The sequence below is a fragment of the Kribbella rubisoli genome (assembly GCF_004217145.1).
GTDB lineage: Bacteria > Actinomycetota > Actinomycetes > Propionibacteriales > Kribbellaceae > Kribbella > Kribbella rubisoli.
In genome coordinates this window covers 2,246,555-2,264,698 of record NZ_SHKR01000011.1, presented here as the reverse complement: position 1 = coordinate 2,264,698, position 18,144 = coordinate 2,246,555, and the positions used below count along the sequence as shown (strand labels likewise).

General features: G+C 68.1%; 19 protein-coding genes and 1 pseudogene. 12 read left to right on the top strand and 8 right to left on the bottom strand.

Annotation, left to right across the window (positions count from 1 at the left end; genetic code table 11):
- Positions 1–10 precede the first annotated feature (10 nt).
- Both dnaN and dnaA read right to left on the bottom strand, forming a co-directional pair.
- Complete coding sequence (gene dnaN / locus EV645_RS13945) at positions 11–1,156, bottom strand: DNA polymerase III subunit beta (RefSeq protein WP_130443317.1); 1,146 nt, start codon at positions 1,154–1,156, stop codon at positions 11–13.
- A 446-nt stretch (positions 1,157–1,602) separates the two neighbouring features.
- Positions 1,603–3,135: a chromosomal replication initiator protein DnaA gene (gene dnaA, locus EV645_RS13940; protein ID WP_422386624.1), complete on the bottom strand. Its 1,533-nt coding sequence runs from the start codon at positions 3,133–3,135 to the stop codon at positions 1,603–1,605.
- A 1,491-nt stretch (positions 3,136–4,626) separates the two neighbouring features.
- Here dnaA and rpmH point away from each other — a divergent pair.
- From rpmH to EV645_RS13900, 8 genes and pseudogenes are all read left to right on the top strand, one after another.
- A complete protein-coding gene (rpmH, locus tag EV645_RS13935) occupies positions 4,627–4,764 on the top strand; it encodes a 50S ribosomal protein L34 (RefSeq protein ID WP_130386492.1) in 138 nt (45 codons plus the stop codon).
- Between the two features lie 26 nt (positions 4,765–4,790).
- Positions 4,791–5,132, top strand: coding sequence for a ribonuclease P protein component (gene rnpA / locus EV645_RS13930; protein ID WP_130443315.1), 342 nt, complete (start codon positions 4,791–4,793; stop codon positions 5,130–5,132).
- A complete protein-coding gene (yidD, locus tag EV645_RS13925) occupies positions 5,129–5,461 on the top strand; it encodes a membrane protein insertion efficiency factor YidD (protein ID WP_338419141.1) in 333 nt (110 codons plus the stop codon). Before rnpA ends, yidD begins: the two co-directional genes overlap by 4 nt.
- A gap of 66 nt (positions 5,462–5,527) precedes the next feature.
- Positions 5,528–6,451: pseudogene (gene yidC, locus EV645_RS13920) on the top strand (membrane protein insertase YidC); the annotation flags it as partial.
- A gap of 323 nt (positions 6,452–6,774) precedes the next feature.
- The gene (locus EV645_RS13915) at positions 6,775–7,299 is read left to right on the top strand and encodes a Jag family protein (protein WP_456073108.1); all 525 of its coding nucleotides are present in this window, start codon (positions 6,775–6,777) and stop codon (positions 7,297–7,299) included.
- Positions 7,300–7,548: 249 nt separating this feature from the next.
- A complete protein-coding gene (rsmG, locus tag EV645_RS13910) occupies positions 7,549–8,220 on the top strand; it encodes a 16S rRNA (guanine(527)-N(7))-methyltransferase RsmG (protein ID WP_130443311.1) in 672 nt (223 codons plus the stop codon).
- A 521-nt stretch (positions 8,221–8,741) separates the two neighbouring features.
- Positions 8,742–9,677 (top strand): ParA family protein, encoded by a 936-nt coding sequence (locus tag EV645_RS13905; RefSeq protein ID WP_277877021.1) that lies wholly within the window; start codon positions 8,742–8,744, stop codon positions 9,675–9,677.
- Positions 9,678–9,760: 83 nt separating this feature from the next.
- On the top strand, positions 9,761–10,723 hold the full coding sequence (locus EV645_RS13900; RefSeq protein ID WP_130443309.1) for a ParB/RepB/Spo0J family partition protein: 963 nt from the start codon (positions 9,761–9,763) through the stop codon (positions 10,721–10,723).
- 513 nt (positions 10,724–11,236) lie between these two features.
- Here EV645_RS13900 and EV645_RS13895 read toward each other — a convergent pair.
- From EV645_RS13895 to EV645_RS13875, 5 genes are all read right to left on the bottom strand, one after another.
- Entirely contained in the window at positions 11,237–12,034 is a 798-nt protein-coding gene (locus tag EV645_RS13895) for a class I SAM-dependent methyltransferase (RefSeq protein WP_130443307.1), read from the bottom strand.
- Between the two features lie 42 nt (positions 12,035–12,076).
- Complete coding sequence (locus tag EV645_RS13890; RefSeq protein WP_242000375.1) at positions 12,077–12,430, bottom strand: DUF3817 domain-containing protein; 354 nt, start codon at positions 12,428–12,430, stop codon at positions 12,077–12,079.
- Complete coding sequence (locus EV645_RS13885; RefSeq protein WP_130443305.1) at positions 12,427–13,236, bottom strand: SURF1 family protein; 810 nt, start codon at positions 13,234–13,236, stop codon at positions 12,427–12,429. Before EV645_RS13885 ends, EV645_RS13890 begins: the two co-directional genes overlap by 4 nt.
- Positions 13,237–13,244: 8 nt before the next feature.
- Entirely contained in the window at positions 13,245–14,192 is a 948-nt protein-coding gene (locus EV645_RS13880) for a D-alanine--D-alanine ligase family protein (protein WP_130443303.1), read from the bottom strand.
- Positions 14,193–14,335: 143 nt separating this feature from the next.
- Positions 14,336–15,646, bottom strand: a complete 1,311-nt coding sequence (locus EV645_RS13875) for an aminotransferase-like domain-containing protein (RefSeq protein WP_130443301.1) — start codon at positions 15,644–15,646, stop codon at positions 14,336–14,338.
- Positions 15,647–15,842: 196 nt separating this feature from the next.
- Here EV645_RS13875 and EV645_RS13870 point away from each other — a divergent pair, with 196 nt between their 5' ends.
- From EV645_RS13870 to EV645_RS42210, 4 genes are all read left to right on the top strand, one after another.
- Positions 15,843–16,043 (top strand): hypothetical protein, encoded by a 201-nt coding sequence (locus EV645_RS13870; RefSeq protein ID WP_130443299.1) that lies wholly within the window; start codon positions 15,843–15,845, stop codon positions 16,041–16,043.
- 61 nt (positions 16,044–16,104) lie between these two features.
- Positions 16,105–16,764 (top strand): GNAT family N-acetyltransferase, encoded by a 660-nt coding sequence (locus EV645_RS13865; protein WP_130443297.1) that lies wholly within the window; start codon positions 16,105–16,107, stop codon positions 16,762–16,764.
- The gene (locus EV645_RS13860; protein ID WP_130443295.1) at positions 16,761–17,153 is read left to right on the top strand and encodes a DUF2784 domain-containing protein; all 393 of its coding nucleotides are present in this window, start codon (positions 16,761–16,763) and stop codon (positions 17,151–17,153) included. The genes EV645_RS13865 and EV645_RS13860 overlap by 4 nt, the downstream gene beginning before the upstream one ends.
- A gap of 29 nt (positions 17,154–17,182) precedes the next feature.
- A complete protein-coding gene (locus tag EV645_RS42210; RefSeq protein WP_198681571.1) occupies positions 17,183–17,821 on the top strand; it encodes a permease prefix domain 1-containing protein in 639 nt (212 codons plus the stop codon).
- Here EV645_RS42210 and EV645_RS13850 read toward each other — a convergent pair.
- Positions 17,801–18,127, bottom strand: coding sequence for a PadR family transcriptional regulator (locus EV645_RS13850; RefSeq protein WP_130443293.1), 327 nt, complete (start codon positions 18,125–18,127; stop codon positions 17,801–17,803). The genes EV645_RS42210 and EV645_RS13850 overlap by 21 nt on opposite strands.
- Positions 18,128–18,144 lie beyond the last annotated feature (17 nt).

The following is an 18,144-nucleotide window of genomic DNA, read 5'->3' as shown; positions in this document are numbered from 1 at the left end:
CTATTGGCTTTCAGCTGTTCAGGCGGACCGGCATCAGCACGTACCGGAATTCGCTGATCGGTTCGCCGTCGAAGTCCCGCACACCGGTCAGTTCGGCCGGCTTCGTCGCCTGCGTGAAGGCCAGGTGGGCGACCGGAGTGCCGATCGCGCCGAGACCGTCGAGCAGGTACGTCGGATTGAAGCCTACGGTCACCGGCTCGCCGACGACCCGCGCCTCGAGCGACTCCGAGGCCTGCGCCTCGTCACCGCTGCCGGCGTCCAGCGTCACGCTGTCTTCCTCGAAGGTCAGCCGGACGGGTGCGTTGCGCTCGGCGACCAGCGCGACGCGCTTGACCGCCTCGACCAGGGTCGCGGTGTCGATCCGCACCCGGGTCGCGATCGCCGCGTCGGTCGGGATGATGCCGCGGACCTTCGGGAACTCGCCGTCCAGGAGCCGGGTGGTGGCGCGCCGGCTGCCACCGGACACCTGACCCTCGAAGCCGACGATGCCGTCGCCGCTGCCAGGAGCGGCCAGCGACACGATCACGTCGGAGCCGGTCATCGCCTTCGCGGTCTCGGACAGCACCCGGGCCGGCACCAGCGCGGCCGCGGACGCGTCGGGGGACTGCGGGTTCCACTCGAGCTCACGGATCGCGAGCCGGTAGCGGTCGGTGGCGAGCAGCGAGATCGTGGAGCCCTCGATCTCGACCCGGACACCGGTCAGCACCGGAAGCGTGTCCTCACGCCCGGCCGCGGTCACCACCTGGGAGACGGCCTGGGCGAAAACGTCGGCCTTGACCGTCCCGCTGGCGGCCGGGAGCTCCGGCAGAGCCGGATATTCCTCTGTAGGAAGCGTCTGGAGCGTGAACCGCGAACTGCCACAGGTGAGCTGTGCCTTCGCGCCGTCCACGGCGATGTCCACCGGCTGGTTCGGAAGGCTCTTGGAGATGTCGGCGACAAGCCGGCCGGAAATCAGGCACTTGCCGGGGTCCGCCACCTGCGCGGGCACGGTGACACGGACCGAGGTCTCGTAGTCGAATCCGGACAGAGTGATCTGCCCGTCCTCGGCCTCGACCAGAAGGCCGGCAAGGATCGGAACGCTGGGACGACTGGGCAAACTGCGCGCGGCCCAGGCCACCGACTCGGCCAGTACGTCGCGCTCGACGCGAAACTTCACCGCTGGGTGCCTCCTGATTCGGCTATGTGCCAGGCAGATCCTGCCACGGACAAAGGTGCTGTGCGCCCATCGGGCCTGACGTGGCGCTTCGGGCGGGTCGCGTCGTCGTCGTACTGCGGGTCTTTACGGGACAGCCTGACAGGTCGGTCCGATCGACGCGAGATCGGGGTTTTCCCCAGATCGGGCCGCCCGTTCGTTTTGTGGACTGGGACCTCTCTACAGATTCCATAGTGTTCTTCGCACCGGTGGATACTGTGGAAAAGCGACGAGTTCGCAGGTCAGACCGCATTTCTGGGTGGGGACGGCGTGTGGATGACTCTCGGTCGTGTTGGGGACGCCTGCGGATGACGGATTCTGTCCCCACAGGGCGTCCACACGATTCACTGCTGTGTCCACGGCAATACCCACAGTTTTCCACAGCTGTGTCCCCAGCCTGTGCGGTTCTTCTACTGCTGCTTCGCCTGGTGTTTGATCCGGTTCGTCAGCTCGGTGACCTGGTTGAAAACACTGCGCCGCTCGGACATCAGCTGCCTGATCTTGCGTTCCGCGTGCATGACCGTGGTGTGGTCGCGGCCGCCGAACTGCTGGCCGATCTTCGGTAGGGACAGGTCGGTGAGCTCGCGGCACAGATACATGGCGATCTGTCGTGCGGTCACCAGCACACGGCTCCGGCTCGATCCGCACAGGTCGTCGATCGACAGACCGAAGTACGACGCGGTCTGGCCCATGATCATGCTGGCGGTGACTTCGGGCTTGCTGCCTTCGGGAATCAGGTCCTTCAGCACGATCTCGGCCAGGCTCAGATCGACCGGTTGCCTGTTCAGACTGGCGAAAGCGGTGACGCGGATCAGCGCGCCCTCGAGCTCACGGATGTTCGTCTGCACCTTCGTCGCGATGAACTCCAGCACGTCCGGCGGCGCGGTCAGCCGCTCGGTGGCCGCCTTCTTCCGCAGGATCGCGATCCGGGTCTCGAGGTCGGGCGGCTGGATGTCGGTGATCAGGCCCCACTCGAACCGGTTCCGCAGCCGATCCTCCAATGCCTCCAGGCGTTTCGGCGCGCGGTCGGAGCTGATCACGATCTGCTTGTTCGCGTTGTGCAGCGTGTTGAAGGTGTGGAAGAACTCTTCCTGGGTCTGGATCTTGCCTTCCAGGAACTGGATGTCGTCGATCAGCAGTACGTCGACGTCGCGGTACCGGCGCTGGAACTGGGACGCCTTGTCGTCGCGGATCGCGTTGATGAAGTCGTTGGTGAACTCTTCGCTGGAGACGTACCTGACGCGGGCCCCGGTGTAGAGGCTGCGGACGTAGTGCCCGATCGCGTGCAGCAGGTGGGTCTTGCCCAGACCGGAGTCGCCGTAGATGAGCTGCGGGTTGTACGCCTTGCCCGGCGCTTCGGCAACAGCCACCGCGGCCGCGTGGGCGAACCGGTTCGAGCTGCCGATGACGAACGTCTCGAAGGTGTACTTCGGGTTCAGCCGGGCTTCACCCTGCGCTTCGGTGGCTGACTGGGTCGGCGAACCGTTCGGCGGCGGAGCGACCGAGCCCATCGGCTGACCGAACTGCTGCTGCGGCGCCGGCTGCTGGTAGTGCTGAGGCGCGGCATCCGGACGCGGCTGGTTGTACTGCGGTGCGTTGGCCGGATCAGTCAACGCTGACTGGATGGTCGGCTGGTACGCGCCGTCGGTGTGCAGCGGCTCGCGCACGGCGGGTTGCTGCGGGTGCTGCTGCTGCGGTGGCTGCTGTGCGTACTGCTGGGGCTGCTGCGGAGCGGCCTGTTGCGCGGCCTGTTGCTCGCGGAGCTCGGGGTCGAGGGACGGGTCGACGGTGACGGCGATCCGGATGTCCCGGCCGAAGCTCTCGGTGAGGATCCGCTCGAGGTCGGGACGGAGCCGGGTCTCGAGCTGACCGCGGGTGAAGTCGTCCGGCACTGCGACGATCGCGGTGCTCTCGTGCAGCGTCACCGGACGTGAATTGGTCAGCCAGGCGCGCTGGTTCGGCGGGAGGCCTGCGAGTACGCGGGTCCAGGCATCACCAAGATCCGTCACCGGTGCTGCCACCTCCTGCTGAGGCTGCGGCTGAGGCACTGGCTGCGGCACTGGCTGGGGCGCGTGCTGCTGAGGGATCTGCTGCTGGGGCGGCTGGTGCTGCGGCTCCTGCTGCTGGGGGTGCGGCTGCTGGGGCTGCTGCTGTGGAGCGTGCTGACTTGGGTTGTGCTGCGCGGGGGTCTGGGGCTCGGCCGGCTGCGCTGTGTTCTGTTGAGTGGGCCGGTGGTCAGGTGACCACTGGTTGGTGGTTGCGTTGTCCGCACGTCCATCACCCTCGTTCGCTGCCGAGCGAGCTCTGTCTCCGCTGCCTGTACCCCATTCGGGAGCGCTGCCCCAGGTGGTGTTCTCACCGGGATAGCGGACATTGCCGATGGTCGGCGCCGCACCGAAGTACGCCGTACCTACCGGCGGCTGTAGTGCCGGCGGTTGTAGTGCGGGTGGCTGTAGAGGGCCGGCCGGCAGATCGGTCGCTGCGCGCTCGAGCTCGGAGCGGTAGCCGTACGGACCTGGCGGTGGCGCGGGCCGGTAGCCGGGCGTCGGCTGCTCCGGCATCGGAATCGGGAGGGACGGGCTGAGGTAGTCGCCCGGATCCATCCGCGGAGTCGGAGCCGGGGTTGTAGCCGGGGTTGTAGCTGGTGCAGGGCTGGTCTCGGCCGGAGAGGTCGGCGCGCTCTCTGCCCGAGGCTGCGGCTCCGGTGCGGGCGGGACCTCGGTCCGGAAGTTCGCCTCCGGCTCGGGGCGGAGTCCTGCGTCGGGTTCGGGGCGTAGGTCCTGGCGGGCGTCGCCGGAGTACTCCGCCCGGTGCTCGGCTGTTGTGTATTCCACCGGTGTGACTTCCGCACTGGCGGAATGGTCCTCGACCACGCGTTGCTCCCCGATTCATCGCTGCGGTGGCCGGCGCGTTCCAGGCGGACCCGGGTGGCGCGACCATTGACCCGACCGCCGCACTGTCCACACGGTTGTCCACAGTTGTGAACGACCGCAGGAGCAGGTTGGTTACCAATCGCGGGGTGAGGGACCTCTGGTGTGAGGGAGTGACGCTAACAAGTCGGAGTATGCCGCTTCAAGCCGTCATCCACAGGCTATGAACAGGAAATTGGGGGCAACCTGCGGCGTGTCGGGTGGACGCCGGAGCGTAGTCATGGTTGGCGATCGCTCTCAGTTGCAGTCCGGTCCGGAGCGTGACGAGGTCTCGCGCTGGCGTTGCCCACTATCCTGTCCACAAGCCTGTGGAAAAGTCTGGGGATACCTGGTTTGACCTGTCCACAGGCGTACACGTACCGTGGATCAGTCGGTGTTGAGCCGGCCGTTTCGTGCTGCGCTCGCTGCGGATACCTCCGGCGGTGTGCAGGACTGCACCAAGGGGCAGATCCAATCAGTGGATTTGTCGACATTCTGTGATCTCGAGTAACCGGAGTCATTCCAGTGAGCAAGCGGACGTTCCAGCCGAACAACCGTCGTCGGCACAAGAAGCACGGCTTCCGTCTTCGGATGCGTACCCGTGCGGGTCGCGCGATCATCGCCGCCCGCCGTGGCAAGGGTCGTCAGCGCCTCGCGGCCTGAGCGACCTGCTCGACGGTGACCACCTCGTGCTGCCAGCGTCGAACCGGCTGCGCCGGTCCGACGACTTCCGTCGCGCCGTCCGGTCCGGACGGCGCGCGTCGCGGCGCGCGGTGGTTCTCCACCTGCTGGCGGAGGACGGCTGCGCCGAGCCTCCACGTGTCGGATTCGTTGTGAACAAGGCGGTGGGCAACGCGGTTCTGCGGAACCGGGTCCACCGCCGTCTGCGTGCTGTGCTGGCAACGCGGCTCCCCGACCTCCCGGCCGGCAGCTTGGCCGTCGTCCGTGCTCTCCCGTCGTCCGCCTCGGCGTCGTACGACGAGTTGGCCGCGGACGTCGACGGCGCTCTGACGCGGTTGCTGAAGTCATGATGCGGATCAATCCCGTGCGGAGCGGGATCATCGGTTTCTTGAAGTTGTACCGCCTGCTGATCAGCCCGATGTACGGGCAGGTGTGCAGGTTCTACCCCAGTTGTTCGGCGTACGCCTTGGAGGCAGTCGAGCGCCACGGTGCGGTGCGCGGTAGCTGGCTGGCGATGAGGCGACTCATCCGCTGCCACCCGTGGAACCCCGGAGGCTACGACCCCGTTCCACCCACAGATGTCGACCAGCGCGGAGACCATGAGGACTCCTGTCCTCACGGTTCCGCCAACCAGCCCGGACCGTCAGCCGACGCCGGGCCTGTGCAGCGAGGTGCATGAGTGACTCTTCTGGCCATCCCCGGGCTCGCCGTTTGGGACGGGATCGTAGATCTGTTCAACACGGTCATGACGCCGCTGTACTGGGCCGTTTCGGCGCTGCTCGTCGGCTGGCACTGGCTGCTCAGCCAGGTGCTGAACCCGGACGGCGGCTGGGCCTGGGCACTGTCCATCGCCGGCCTGACCATCGTCATCCGGACCTTGCTGATCCCGCTGTTCGTGCGGCAGATCCGCTCCAGCCGGAACATGCAGCTGCTGCAGCCGAAGATGAAGGAGCTGCAGAAGAAGTACGGCCATGACCGGGAGAAGCTCGGTCAGGAAATGATGAAGCTGTACAAGGAGACGGGCACCAACCCGTTCTCCTCGTGCCTGCCGCTGCTCCTGCAGTCGCCGATCTTCCTGGCCCTGTTCCGCGTGCTCGACTACGCCGCCAAGGGTCAGTGGCACAGCGAGATCATGAAGCCGTACGTGAACTCGCTGCAGCACGCCAAGATCTTCGGCGCCGAGATCTCGCAGACGTTCCTGAAGGCGAACGGCCCGGGCGCGAACAACGTCAAGGTCGTCGCGATCGTGCTGATCATCCTGATGACGGCGACGATGTTCACCACGCAGCTTCAGCTGATGCGCAAGAACATGCCGAAGGAGGCCCTCACCGGCCAGGCCGCGCAGATGCAGAAGGTCATGCTCTACGTCTTCCCGGTCTTCTTCCTGATCGGTGGCTTCAACTTCCCGATCGGTGTGCTGATCTACTGGTTCGTCTCGAACCTGTGGACGATGGGCCAGCAGTTCTACGTGATCCGCCGCAACCCCGCTCCGGGCACCCCGGCGTACGACGCGATGCAGGCCCGTAAGCGCGAGCACAACGTGCGGCACGGCCGGCCGGCCGACGACGGCGTTCCCGGTACGGCGGGCGCCGCGACGGACACCGAGACCTCGGACCGGCGTCCGGCCCAGCGTCAGCAGCCGAAGCGTCAGTCGCGCAGCGACCGCAAGGGCGGCCCGGCCGCCGGTGGTGCGACCGCATCCGACGCGACGGCGACGAGCAACGGCCAGACGTCGGCACCCCAGGACGAGACGCGACCGCAGGACGCGCCGAAGAAGGCTCAGGGCGGTGCTGCCAAGAAGCAGCCGGCCGGGTCGGCCAAGCGGCAGCCCGCCGCGAAGTCGGCCGCCCAGAAGCGGGCCGCACAGAAGAGGGCGGCGCAGAAGCGCTCCGGCGGTTCGCGCTGACCCGCGAGCTCTTCTTGCTTGCACATCCTGACTTGTGAACGACGGGATCCCCGTGGGGCGGATCCCGATATTGCGAAGGAGTGGCCGTGAGCGACGGCATGCAGAACACTGAGGCGGCGGAGCAGTCCGCCGGTACGAACGACTCGGCCGAGGATCGCCTGAAGGCGCTCGAGGCTGAGAGCGATATTGCCGCGGACTACCTCGAGGAGTTGCTCGACATCGCCGATCTCGACGGCGATATCGATATGGACATCGACGGCGATCGTGCCGCGGTGTCGATCGTCGGCGCGGAACTGAACAACCTCGTCGGAGAGAACGGCAAGGTGCTCGAGGCGCTCCAGGAGCTGACCCGGCTGGCCGTGTACCGGGAGACCGGCGAGCGGTCGCGGCTGATGCTGGACGTGTCGAACTACCGCGCCAACCGGAAGGCCGAGCTCGAAGAGGTCGGCCGGAAGGCGGTCGAGGAGGCGAAGGCGACCGGGACCCCGGTGCGGCTGGACCCGATGACGCCGTTCGAGCGCAAGGTCGTGCACGACGTGGTCGCCGCCGCGGGCCTGACGTCGGAGTCCGAGGGCGAGGAGCCCCGCCGCCGCGTGGTGGTACAGCCATGAACGCACGCCAGTGACGGTGCACATGCCGCGCCTCCGGCGCGGCGGGTCATTGGGCTGTGACTCCCGGCCTTCCCTCGTCTCTCCGGTCGCTGTGCTGGATGCCGCGACTCCGTCCCGGCGGGCCCTGGGGCTGTTGCTCCCGGTCTTCCCTCGTCGCTCCGGTCGCTTCGCTCCCTGCGCTCCTCAGTCCAGACCGGGAGGCCCCAGGGCCGGGCTCCCTGCGTTCCTCAGTCCAGGCCGGGAGGCGCAATGACCGGACCCGTTTCACGTGAAACACCGCCGCTCGTGGACAAGCTGTTTCCACGGGCGGCGGTCCGGCTTTCGGCGTACGCCGAACTGCTCGCGACCGAAGGCACCCTGCGCGGACTGATCGGGCCGAGAGAGGTTCCGAGGCTCTGGGATCGGCACCTGTTGAACTGTGCCGTCGTCGAGCGGCTGATCCCGGAGGAGGCCCTGGTTGCCGATATCGGCACCGGCGCCGGCCTGCCGGGGATCGTCCTCGCGATCGTCCGGCCCGATCTCCAGGTGGAGCTCGTCGAGCCGTTGCTCCGACGCACCACCTTCCTCCAGGAAGCGGTCGACGCGCTGGAGCTCGACAACGCCACGGTGGTGCGGTCCCGAGCTGAGGATCTGCCACGGGCGTCGTACGACGTGGTGACGTCCCGGGCCGTTGCTCCTCTCGGCAAACTCGCGCGCTGGTGCCTCCCGCTCTGTGTCGAAGGCGGACTGATGCTGGCGATGAAGGGGTCGTCCGCAGGGGAGGAACTGGACGCCTCAGAACGCGAATTGGCCAAGCTCGGAGCAGAGCTTTGGCACATTCATCAACTCGGCGGCGAGGAACTGGCCCTCCCCACGACTGTGGTGAGTATTGTGGCCGGACGTGCTGCAGGGGGATCCCGGCACGGAGGCAATGGGAGGTGAGCGGGTTGGTGAGTCGTGCCCTCGGATGGCCCGAGAAGAGCACCGGTGAGCCGAGGTCATCGCAGGGCATCGGCTGGCCGACCGATCCGGATTCCAGCGTCCGCGTGGTGACCCAGGAGCCGGCTCCCGACCTCACCCCCGCGCCGGCACCTCCGGTCCAGACATCTCCTCCTGTCGAATCCCTGGACCCGATCGTGGCGACGCCGCCGATCGACAGTTCGGAGCTTCGAGCGGTGGCCGCGGCCGGTCTCGACGTACTCGGAGAGACCGACGACGGCTCCGTTTCACGTGAAACACCGGACATGCGCGATGATGGTTCCGAGCTCGAATCGGCGTCACTGGTGGACGCCGAACCGGGCTTCCCGGACTCTCCACCGCCTGTGGATGACCACCGCATGAAACTGCCTCTGCACACGGGAATTCGTCCACAGCAGCCTGTGGACGGAGCTGGGGGCAGACCCGCCCCCACCCCTACCGACATCCTCTTCGGGCCAAGTCCCGCACCTATTGGAATGGGCGCTATGACTGCCGCACAGATCGCCGCGCGGGCCACGTCGGACGAGCTTCAGCGACGACTTCTCGAGACTCCGATCGCCGCCGCGACCGAACGGACCCTGCTGGTGAATGAAGGACGCACAATGGGCCGCGAGTTCCCGCTGCCCGACCAGACCCGAGTCTTCGTGGTCGCCAACCAGAAGGGTGGCGTCGGCAAGACCACGACGACGGTCAACGTCGCCGCCGGCCTCGCGCTGTACGGCGCGAAGATTCTGGTGATCGACCTCGACCCCCAGGGCAACGCGTCGACGGCGCTGGGTATCGATCACGCCGAGGGAACGCCCGGCGTGTACGAGGCGGTCATCGAGGGCGAGGCTCTCGACAACCTGACCCAGCCGTGCGCCGAGCACCCGGGCATCCAGGTGATCCCGGCGACCATCGACCTGGCCGGCGCCGAGATCGAGCTCGTCAGTGTCGTCGCTCGCGAGAGCCGGCTGAAGAACGTGCTCGACGCGTACCTGGCCAAGACCGAGACCGCGGGGGAGAAGTACGACTACGTCTTCATCGACTGTCCGCCGTCGCTCGGCCTGCTGACCGTGAACGCGCTGACGGCCGCGCGCGAGGTGCTGGTCCCGATCCAGAGCGAGTACTACGCGCTCGAGGGCCTGTCGCAGCTCCTCCGCCACATCGACATGGTGAAGTCGCATCTGAACCCCGGCCTCGACGTGTCGACGATCCTGCTGACGATGTACGACGCCCGGACGAAGCTGGCCGGCGAGGTCGCTGCCGAAGTCCGTGGCCACTTCAAGGACGCCGTACTGCGGACTGCCGTGCCGCGCTCGGTGCGTATCTCGGAGGCTCCGAGCCACGGGCAGACCGTGCTCGCGTACGACCCGGCCTCGGCCGGCGCACTGTCGTACCTGGAGGCATCCCGAGAGATCGCCATGCGGAACAACGCCTGATCATTGGATCGGTGTGGCACCGTTTCACGTGAAACGGGAACGTCAGCAGTGACACAGCACGATGTCGATCTCGAGGGAGCGCGATGAACACCCGACTCGGACGCGGACTTGGCGCGCTGATCCCCAGCTCGCCGGCCGGCACCACGACGACTCTCGGCAGCAAGTCCAACTCGATCCCGGGAGCGCCGCCGGTCACCACACCGGTAGTGCCGCAGGGACCGGAGTTGGCCGCGGTGCCGGGCGCCTCGTTCGCCGAGATCGAGGTCGAGAAGATCACGCCGAACCCGAAGCAGCCGCGGAGCGTCTTCGACGAGGACGCGATGGAGGAGCTCGTCCACTCGGTGAAGGAGATCGGGCTCCTGCAGCCGATCGTCGTACGCCGGCTCGAGGGCGACAAGTACGAACTCGTGATGGGCGAGCGTCGCTGGCGGGCGACGCAGCAGGCCGGACTGACGACGATCCCCGCGATCGTCCGTGACACCTCCGATGACGCGATGCTCCGTGACGCGCTCCTGGAGAACCTGCACCGCAGCCAGCTGAACCCGCTGGAAGAAGCGGCCGCCTACCAGCAGATGCTCGACGACTTCGGCTGCACCCAGGAAGTCCTCGCCAACCGGATCGGGCGATCGCGTCCGCAGATCTCCAACACGCTGCGGCTGTTGAAGTTGCCGGCCGGCGTGCAGCGCCGGGTGGCCGCCGGGGTCCTCTCCGCGGGTCACGCCCGAGCCCTCCTGGGGCTCCCCAGCGGAGACGCCATCGAGAGGCTAGCTCAGCGCATCGTGGCGGAAGGTCTCTCGGTTCGCACGGTCGAAGAGATCGTTGCCCTGGGCGACATGAACGCCGAAGATCCCACTCCCGCCCGGCGCCGCAACAAGCCGGTCGCCCCACGGCTGGTCGATCTGGCCGACCGGCTCTCGGATCGCTTCGAGACGCGCGTCAAGGTGGACCTGGGCAAGACCAAGGGCAAGATCACCGTCGAGTTCGCCTCGCTGGACGACCTCGAACGCATCGTCACCCTGATGGACCCCAACAAGCAGACCGACTGACTTCCCGCCTGCCGCCTGTCACCTGCCGAACAGACGGGCACCCGGGTGGGGTGCTGGCCGAGTGCAGGGTTTGTCGCGGATCTCCAGGCCATCACAACGCGCGGCGTGCGCCGACCCCGCGCTCACCTGCAGATGGCGGCCACGATTGTGATGGCCTGAAGATCCGCGGAGATTAACAGCGATATGGCGCCCAGGGTCGCCGAAGCTGCCAGAGCTGCCGGAGCGGCCGATTGGCGCGAGCGCCGAGCACGGGAGCCGCCGAAACGCCCGGGGCCGCCCGAGCCGGCCGAACGGCCGGTCCGTCGGGACCGCCCGAGGTGGACGAGACGGCCGGGTGCGCTGGCACACCTGTTCGCGACGAGAGCTGCGCCCGGTGAGTCGTGAACAGCCTGCGGGTGTGCCGGAGGGCTGGATTCCTCTGTCAGCGGGATCCTATGCGGCTTCGGTCGAGGGCCCTTAGCCAGGCAAGTTCCTCGGGCCACGCTCGTGTCGACATGGGATTTGTCGACATAGTTACTTGGGGACTTGCTGCAATGTTTCATGTGAAACATTGCGGGTGGCTTTGATGAGGTAGATGGCGGGGAGCAGGCCCGCGGCTGGGCCTAGGCCGGCGTACATCTCGGCGTCGGGGGACTCCCGGAACGCGGCCAGGGTGAGGCCGGCGGTCAGCAGAGCGGTGATGATGTCGCTCGGGGGCCAGATGAAGGCCGTGAAGCTGGGGGCGGAGGGATTGTCGCGGGCGCCGGTGGGGAGCTTGGTGTTCTCGATGGTGGCGCGCGGGGTGGAGCGGCCGAAGTAGTCGGCGGTGACCGTCAGCATCCCGGGAGCCTGGACGGCGAGGACTTCCCAGACAGGGTGATGGTCGGCGATCAGGATCGACCCGCCGGGCGCGAGGCGTGACGCGACCAGGGTGGCGAAGACGGTCAGGTCAGGGACCCAGCAGATCGCGCCCCAGCTCAAGTAGATGAGATCGAAGCCGCTGAGGTCTTCTGGCAGGGCGAGCATGTCGGCGCGGCGGAAGTCGACCGGGATGCCGGTGGCAACGGACTTCGCGCGCGCCATGTCCAGGGCGACCTCGGAGATGTCGACGCCGGTGACCGCGGCGCCCAGTCGGGCCCAGGAGAGGGCCTCGTCGCCGCAGGAGCAGGCCAGTTGGAGGACGCGTCGCCCGCGGACGTCGCCCGCCGCTGCGAGCTCGTCGGCGGACAGCGTCGAGCCGCCGTCGGCGAAGTACGACGGTGGTTGCCCAGGGCGCGCAGTGTGGATCTGGTTCCAGCTGGCGCGGTTCGACTCCGTGATGTCAGGCAGCACAGAGTCGACGGTAGGGGCCGAAACCCCTGCCGGACAACGGGATTAGCTACCCAGCAGCTCGTGCGACGTCTTGCGCTCGGCGTAGAACGACAGGAACGGGATCGTGCCGGCCAGCGCCATCATCACCAGTCGCGGGAACGACCAACGAACCCGGCGGAACAGGTCGAAGGTCAGCAGCAGGTAGACCATGTACAGGAACCCGTGCGTCGGGCCGATCACGTCCATCGCGCCGGGGCTGTCCGCGAAGTACTTGAGCGGCATCGCGAGGAACACCAGCAGCAGAAGCATCACGCCGACGACGTACGCGATCACGCGGTAGCGCATCAGCGCGCCGCGGACGGCCGGGGTCAACGGCTGCGAGCCGGCGGAGGTGGCGGGGTCGGCTGGAGAAGTCACGCTGAAACGGTACCGCTTGGCTCCACACGCTCTCCGGGCCGGTCCTCGTCCGGATCAGGCTCGTCGACGCCGCGGTGCGCGTCCAGCACCATCTTCGTCCACATCCACAGCGTGAAGGCCGCGAAGATCCACCACTGGAAGGCATAGGCGATGTTCCGCAGCCCGGCATGATCGGTCGGCGGAGGAGGCGGTTGTACGACCGCCGGCGCGGGCGACGGCACGCCGCCGGACACGGACTCCTGTACGACGAACGCGTCGTACACCCGGTAATCCACGAGGTGGACGATGGTCGGGATCCGCAGCGACGACAGCACTCGGCCCTTCGCGGCGTCGTCCGACGAATCCTCGGCCTCGGACGCGATCACCGTCCCGGTCAGCTGCACAGGGCCGCTAGGAGCCTTCGCAGCGGGATCTCCGACCGTCGGGACCCAGCCACGAACGACCATCACAGCCTCCGACGACGAGAGCTTCACCGGCGACACAACCCAGAAGCCGATCCGCGAGTCCTGCGAGCGATCGGCGATGAACACCTGGTCCGCGGCCGGTCCCCACGTCCCGTCCACTGTCACCCGCCGGCTGACCGCCTTCGACGGCAGTCCTTCGTCGATCGAGAACAGCGACTGCAAAGCCACCGGTGCAGCCTGAGCGCGGTGAGCCGTGGCGTCAGCCGTCTTGGACCGGTACACGCCCAACTGCCACACACCCATCACCGACATCCCTGCGGCAATGGCCAGAGCCAGCACGAGCAGGCCGATCCATCGCGGTGTCAGGACGGTCCGCCACAGCGGCCGAGGTACGTCGGGCATCACAACCTTCAGCGAGCAGCAGCTGCCGCGAGCAGATCGCGGCAGAGCACACCGAGCTCGATCCCGGCGGCCTCAGCCGCCAGCGGGACCAGCGACGTCTCCGTCATCCCCGGTGCCACGTTCACCTCGAGGAACCACGGCACCCCGGCAGCGTCCACCACGAGGTCGGACCGCGACAGGTCCCGCAGCCCCAGCGCCTGGTGTGCCTGCACCGCCGCCGCAGCGCACGCACCTGCGACCTCAGGCTCGAGCCGAGCAGGTACGACGAACTGCGTCGCCCCCGCCGTGTAGCGCGCCTCGTAGTCGTAGAACCCCGAGTCCGGCCGGATCTCCACCGCCGGCAAGGCACGCGGCCCGTCGCCGGTGTCGACCACAGTCACGGCGACCTCGGTGCCGTCGACGTACTGCTCGATCAACGCCACCGGTCCGTACGCGTAGCAGTTCACCATCGCCGACGGCAGCTCCTCGGCCGACCGCACGATCGAAGCGCCCAGCGCGGAACCGCCGCGGGCCGGCTTCACGACGAGCGGCAGCCCGATCTGGTGGATCACCGACTCCATCAGCGAGGCGGCGCCCAACTCCCGGAACGTGTCATGCCCGAGCACGACCGACGCAGGCGTGTGCAGCCCGGCTGCTCCGACCATCGTCGAGGCCACCGGCTTGTCGAAGGCCGTACGGCACGCCGCCGCGTCGGCGCCGACGTACGGAACGGCGTACAGGTCGAGGACCTGGCGGAGCGCGCCGTCCTCGCCGGTGACGCCGTGCAGGACGGGGAAGACCGCGTCCGGCGGATCGTTGCGCAGCCGATCGACCAGGGAGGCGTCGACGTCGCGCTGCTCGACCTCTACGCCGACGCTGCGCAGGGCGTCCGCCACCCGCCGGCCGGACCGCAGCGAGACGTCCCGCTCGTGCGACAGTCCGCCGGCCAGAACAAGCACTCGACCCAGATCACTCATCACAAATATCCCGATCACTCGTGGGCGACTCCGGCACGGGCGCCGGTCCCGAGGCCCATTGGAACGGTACCGCTAGCGCGTCAGCGACCCACGGCCACCCGTAGATCCATTGCGCAACCTTTGCGCTCGTCGGAGCAGGTGGTCTAAGTCAGCTCCGGTCCCGGAGCGTCGTAGTCACGTCCCGCACCAGGCGGCAGCGGGCCGAACGTCTCGCGGAGCTCGAGCTCCTCATGAATCACTGCGGCCAGCCGGCCGACGCCTTCGGTGATCCGCTCCGGCGTCGGATGACAGTACGACAGCCGCATGCACTGCGAGCCGAAACCGTCGGCGAAGAAGGCCGTCCCCGGTACGTACGCCACGCGCGCGGTGACCGCTCGCGGCAGCATCGCCTTGGCGTCAAGGCCTTCCGGCAACGTCAGCCAGACGTAGAATCCGCCGCGCGGCCGCGTCCAGGTCGTTGCTGCAGGCATCTTTTCGGTCAGCGCCGCGAGCATCGCGTCGCGGCGTTCGCGGTACATCTCGCGGAACTGCTTCACCTGCCCCATCCAGTCATGCCTGACCAGGTACGACGAGATGGCGAGCTGGCTGAACGTCGGCGGGCAGAGCGTCGCGGACTCCTGTGCCAGCACGAGTTTCTCCCGCACCGCATGCGGCGCGACCGCCCAACCCACCCGGAACCCGGGCGCGAACGTCTTGGAGAACGACCCGAGGTAGATCACACCTTCGCGATCGTCGGCCCGCAAGGCGCGCTGCGGCTCACCCTCGAAGCCGAGCAGCCCGTACGGGTTGTCCTCCAGCACCAGCAGATTGGCCCGCTGACAGATCTCCAGCACCCGCGAACGGCGCTCGTCCGACAGCGAAACCCCGGCGGGGTTGTGGAAATTCGGGATCGTGTAGAAGAACTTGATCCGCTTGCCGGCCGCGCGCACGGCGGCGATCGCCTGCTCCAGCGCCTCCGGCACGACACCGTCGTCGTCCATCGCGACGTGCACGACCTCGCATTGGTACGCGCGGAACACCCCGAGCGCACCGACGTACGACGGCGCCTCGCAGATCACCACGTCGCCCGGATCGCAGAACACCCGCGTCACCAGGTCGACGGCCTGCTGGCTGCCGACCGTGACCACGACGTCGTCCGGGTGCGCCTCGATGCCCTCGAGCCGCATGATGTCGCAGATCTGGTCGCGGAGCGTCGGGTCGCCCTGGCCGGAGCCGTACTGCATCGCGACCGCGCCGTTCTCGTCCACCAGGTCGCGGACCGCGCCGCCGACCACGTCGAGCGGCAGGCCGGCGATGTTCGGCATACCGCCGGCGAGGGAGACCACTTCGGGGCGGCTGGCAACGGAGAACAGCGCCCGGATCTCGGATGCGGTCATGCCCTTGGTCCGGGCTGCGTACGCCTCGACGTAGTTGTCGAGGCGGGTCTGCCGGACATCAGGCACGTCAGCACTCACGAGGGCCACTCCAACGGTGATCGAGGGGGAAGTCACCAGGTTACGTCGAGAGACCCGAGTCCGGGCTGTGGATCGGCGCGACCTCTCACTACCATGCCTTATAGGGGCAGGTTCGACCATGCCGTGATCTGGCTGCTGAGACAGCCGGGCGGTGCGGAGCGGCCTGAGAGGTGGACTGCGGAAGGCAGGATTCGGGATGAGCGTGGGCAAGACAGCCGGCTGGACCCTCGGCGGACTGGTACTGGGCGTGCTGGCCGGTTTCGCGGCCGAGCTGTTCCGGCGGCAACCCGCCGCGAAGGTGGAACAGCGGTACGTCGCCCCCGAGGCGACGCGCACGACGGACGCACGGACCCCGGCACCGGTGCCGGAACCGGCGACCGAACCCGCTACGCGATGACACGCATCGTGACGAAGTTAACAGGCGCCGATCGACGCTGCACCGCCGACCGGACGCGCTGATGGCCCGACGGCTCGAACCGCTGACACTCGCCAACCTCGGCGAGCTGCCGGTTCCGTGCCGTGACTGCGTGTTCTGGGAGCTCGACCCGGTCGCCGCGCGCCAGGCCGACCGCAACGGCGACACCGCGCTGGAGAAGGAAGCCTGGCTGTCCCAGCTCCTGCTCGACTGGGGTCCCGCGGGCGTCGTGCTGTACGTCGACGACGATCCGGCGGGCTTCGCTCTCTACGGGCCGGCGACGTACCTGCCCCGGATCCAGGCGTTCCCGACGGCACCGGTCAGCCCGGACGCCGTCGTACTCGCGACCGGGCGGATCCAGCCGCGGTACCTGGGACTCGGGTTGGGCAAGATCCTCGTCCAGGCGGTCGCGAAGGATGTGCTGAAGCGCGGGTTCCGGGCGGTCGAGGCGTTCGGGGACTCGCGGTGGAACGGGCCGGGCTGCGTCTGGCCGACCGAGTTCCTCCGCGCGGTCGGCTTCGGGGTCGTCCGCGAGCATCCGCGCAATCCGCGGCTGCGGCTCGACCTGCGCTCGGCGATCACCTGGCGTAGTGAGATGGAGGCCGCCGTCGAGCGCCTGATGGGCGCGATCCGCCCGGAGCCGTCGCCGTCCGGGCCGGTGACGGTCCGGGACGCACTGAGGTCGGGTCCGGAGTCGTCATGATCTGGCGCGCGCTGGCCGACGTGGTGATGGTCGTGCACGGCGCGTTGCTGCTGTTCTTCGTCGTGGGCGCGTTCCTCGCCTGGCGCTGGCCCAAGCTGATCTGGTTCCACCTCGCCATCGTCGTGTGGAACGTCGTCATCGTCGTGGTCGACTTCGGCTGCCCGGTGACGGCGACCGAGAAGTTCTTCCGCCGCCAGGGCGGCGAGAGCGTCTACGCGGGCGGGTACATCCACCACTACCTCGAGGGCCACCTCTGGCCGGAAGGCGCGACCCCTTGGGCGGAGCGGATCGGGTTCGCGCTGGTGCTGATCGGGTACGCCGGGTTCTTCGTCGTACAGCATCGTCGGAAGGCCAAGGTCAGGGGTGAGTCAGTGGGACCCCGGACGTGAGCCGGACGAAGCCTGTCCATACTGGGAGTGTGCCCATCGACGACTACCTGGCCGCGCTGAGCAAACAGCTCCGGGGACCACGGCGCCGGAAGGCAGATCTGCTGGCCGAGGCCCGCGACCACCTGACCGACGCGACCGAGGCCTTCGAGGCCGACGGTTTCGACCGGTACGACGCGGAGAAGCACGCAGTCGCCGACTTCGGGGCGATCGAGGACGTCGCACCGGGATACCGGTCCGAGCTGGCGATCAGTCAGAGCCGGCGTACGGCGATGATGCTGTTGCTGGCGCTGATGATCCAGCCGATCGTCTGGCAGGGCGGCGCCTGGGTCTGGACCCAGGACGAGAACGACTCGACCGCCTTGAACGACCTGCTCCAGATCGTGGTCCGGGACGTCGGTGGCGTGGTGATCGCGGGGGCTGTGCTGGCTGTGCTCGCCACGGGCATCGGGCAGCGGTTCCCGCGGGTCCGGGAGCACGTGAGCCGGGTCACCGCACTCTTCACGCTGGCCGGTTCCGCGCTGATCGTCGGGATCGGCGTCACCATGACCGCGACCAGCGCCCACGCTCCCGGCCTACCGGCGTACGGAGTCGTCGGGACGTTCGTCGTCCTGCCGCTCGCGCTCGTGAGTGTGCAGGCAGCTCGTGGGCTACGCCTGGCCCGGGCGTAGCACCCCTTCCACCACAGCGCGGAACGTCAGCCACTCCTGCTTGCCCGAGGCAAGCATCTTCGATCCGGCGCTGGTGAGCTGGTAGGTCCGGCGCTTCCGGCCGCCGACCGTGCTCCACTCACTGGCCAGGTAGCCGGCCCGCTCGAGTCGCCGCAGCGCCGGATAGAGCGTGCCGGTCGGCAGGTCGAGCTCGCCGCCGCTGCGCTGGAGCAGCGCCTCCATGATCGCGTAACCGTGCAGCGGCTCGTGCTCGACGACCGCCAGGATCATCGGGTCGAGGTGCCCACGCAGCGCATCCGCCTTCATGTAGCCAGTCTACTCAT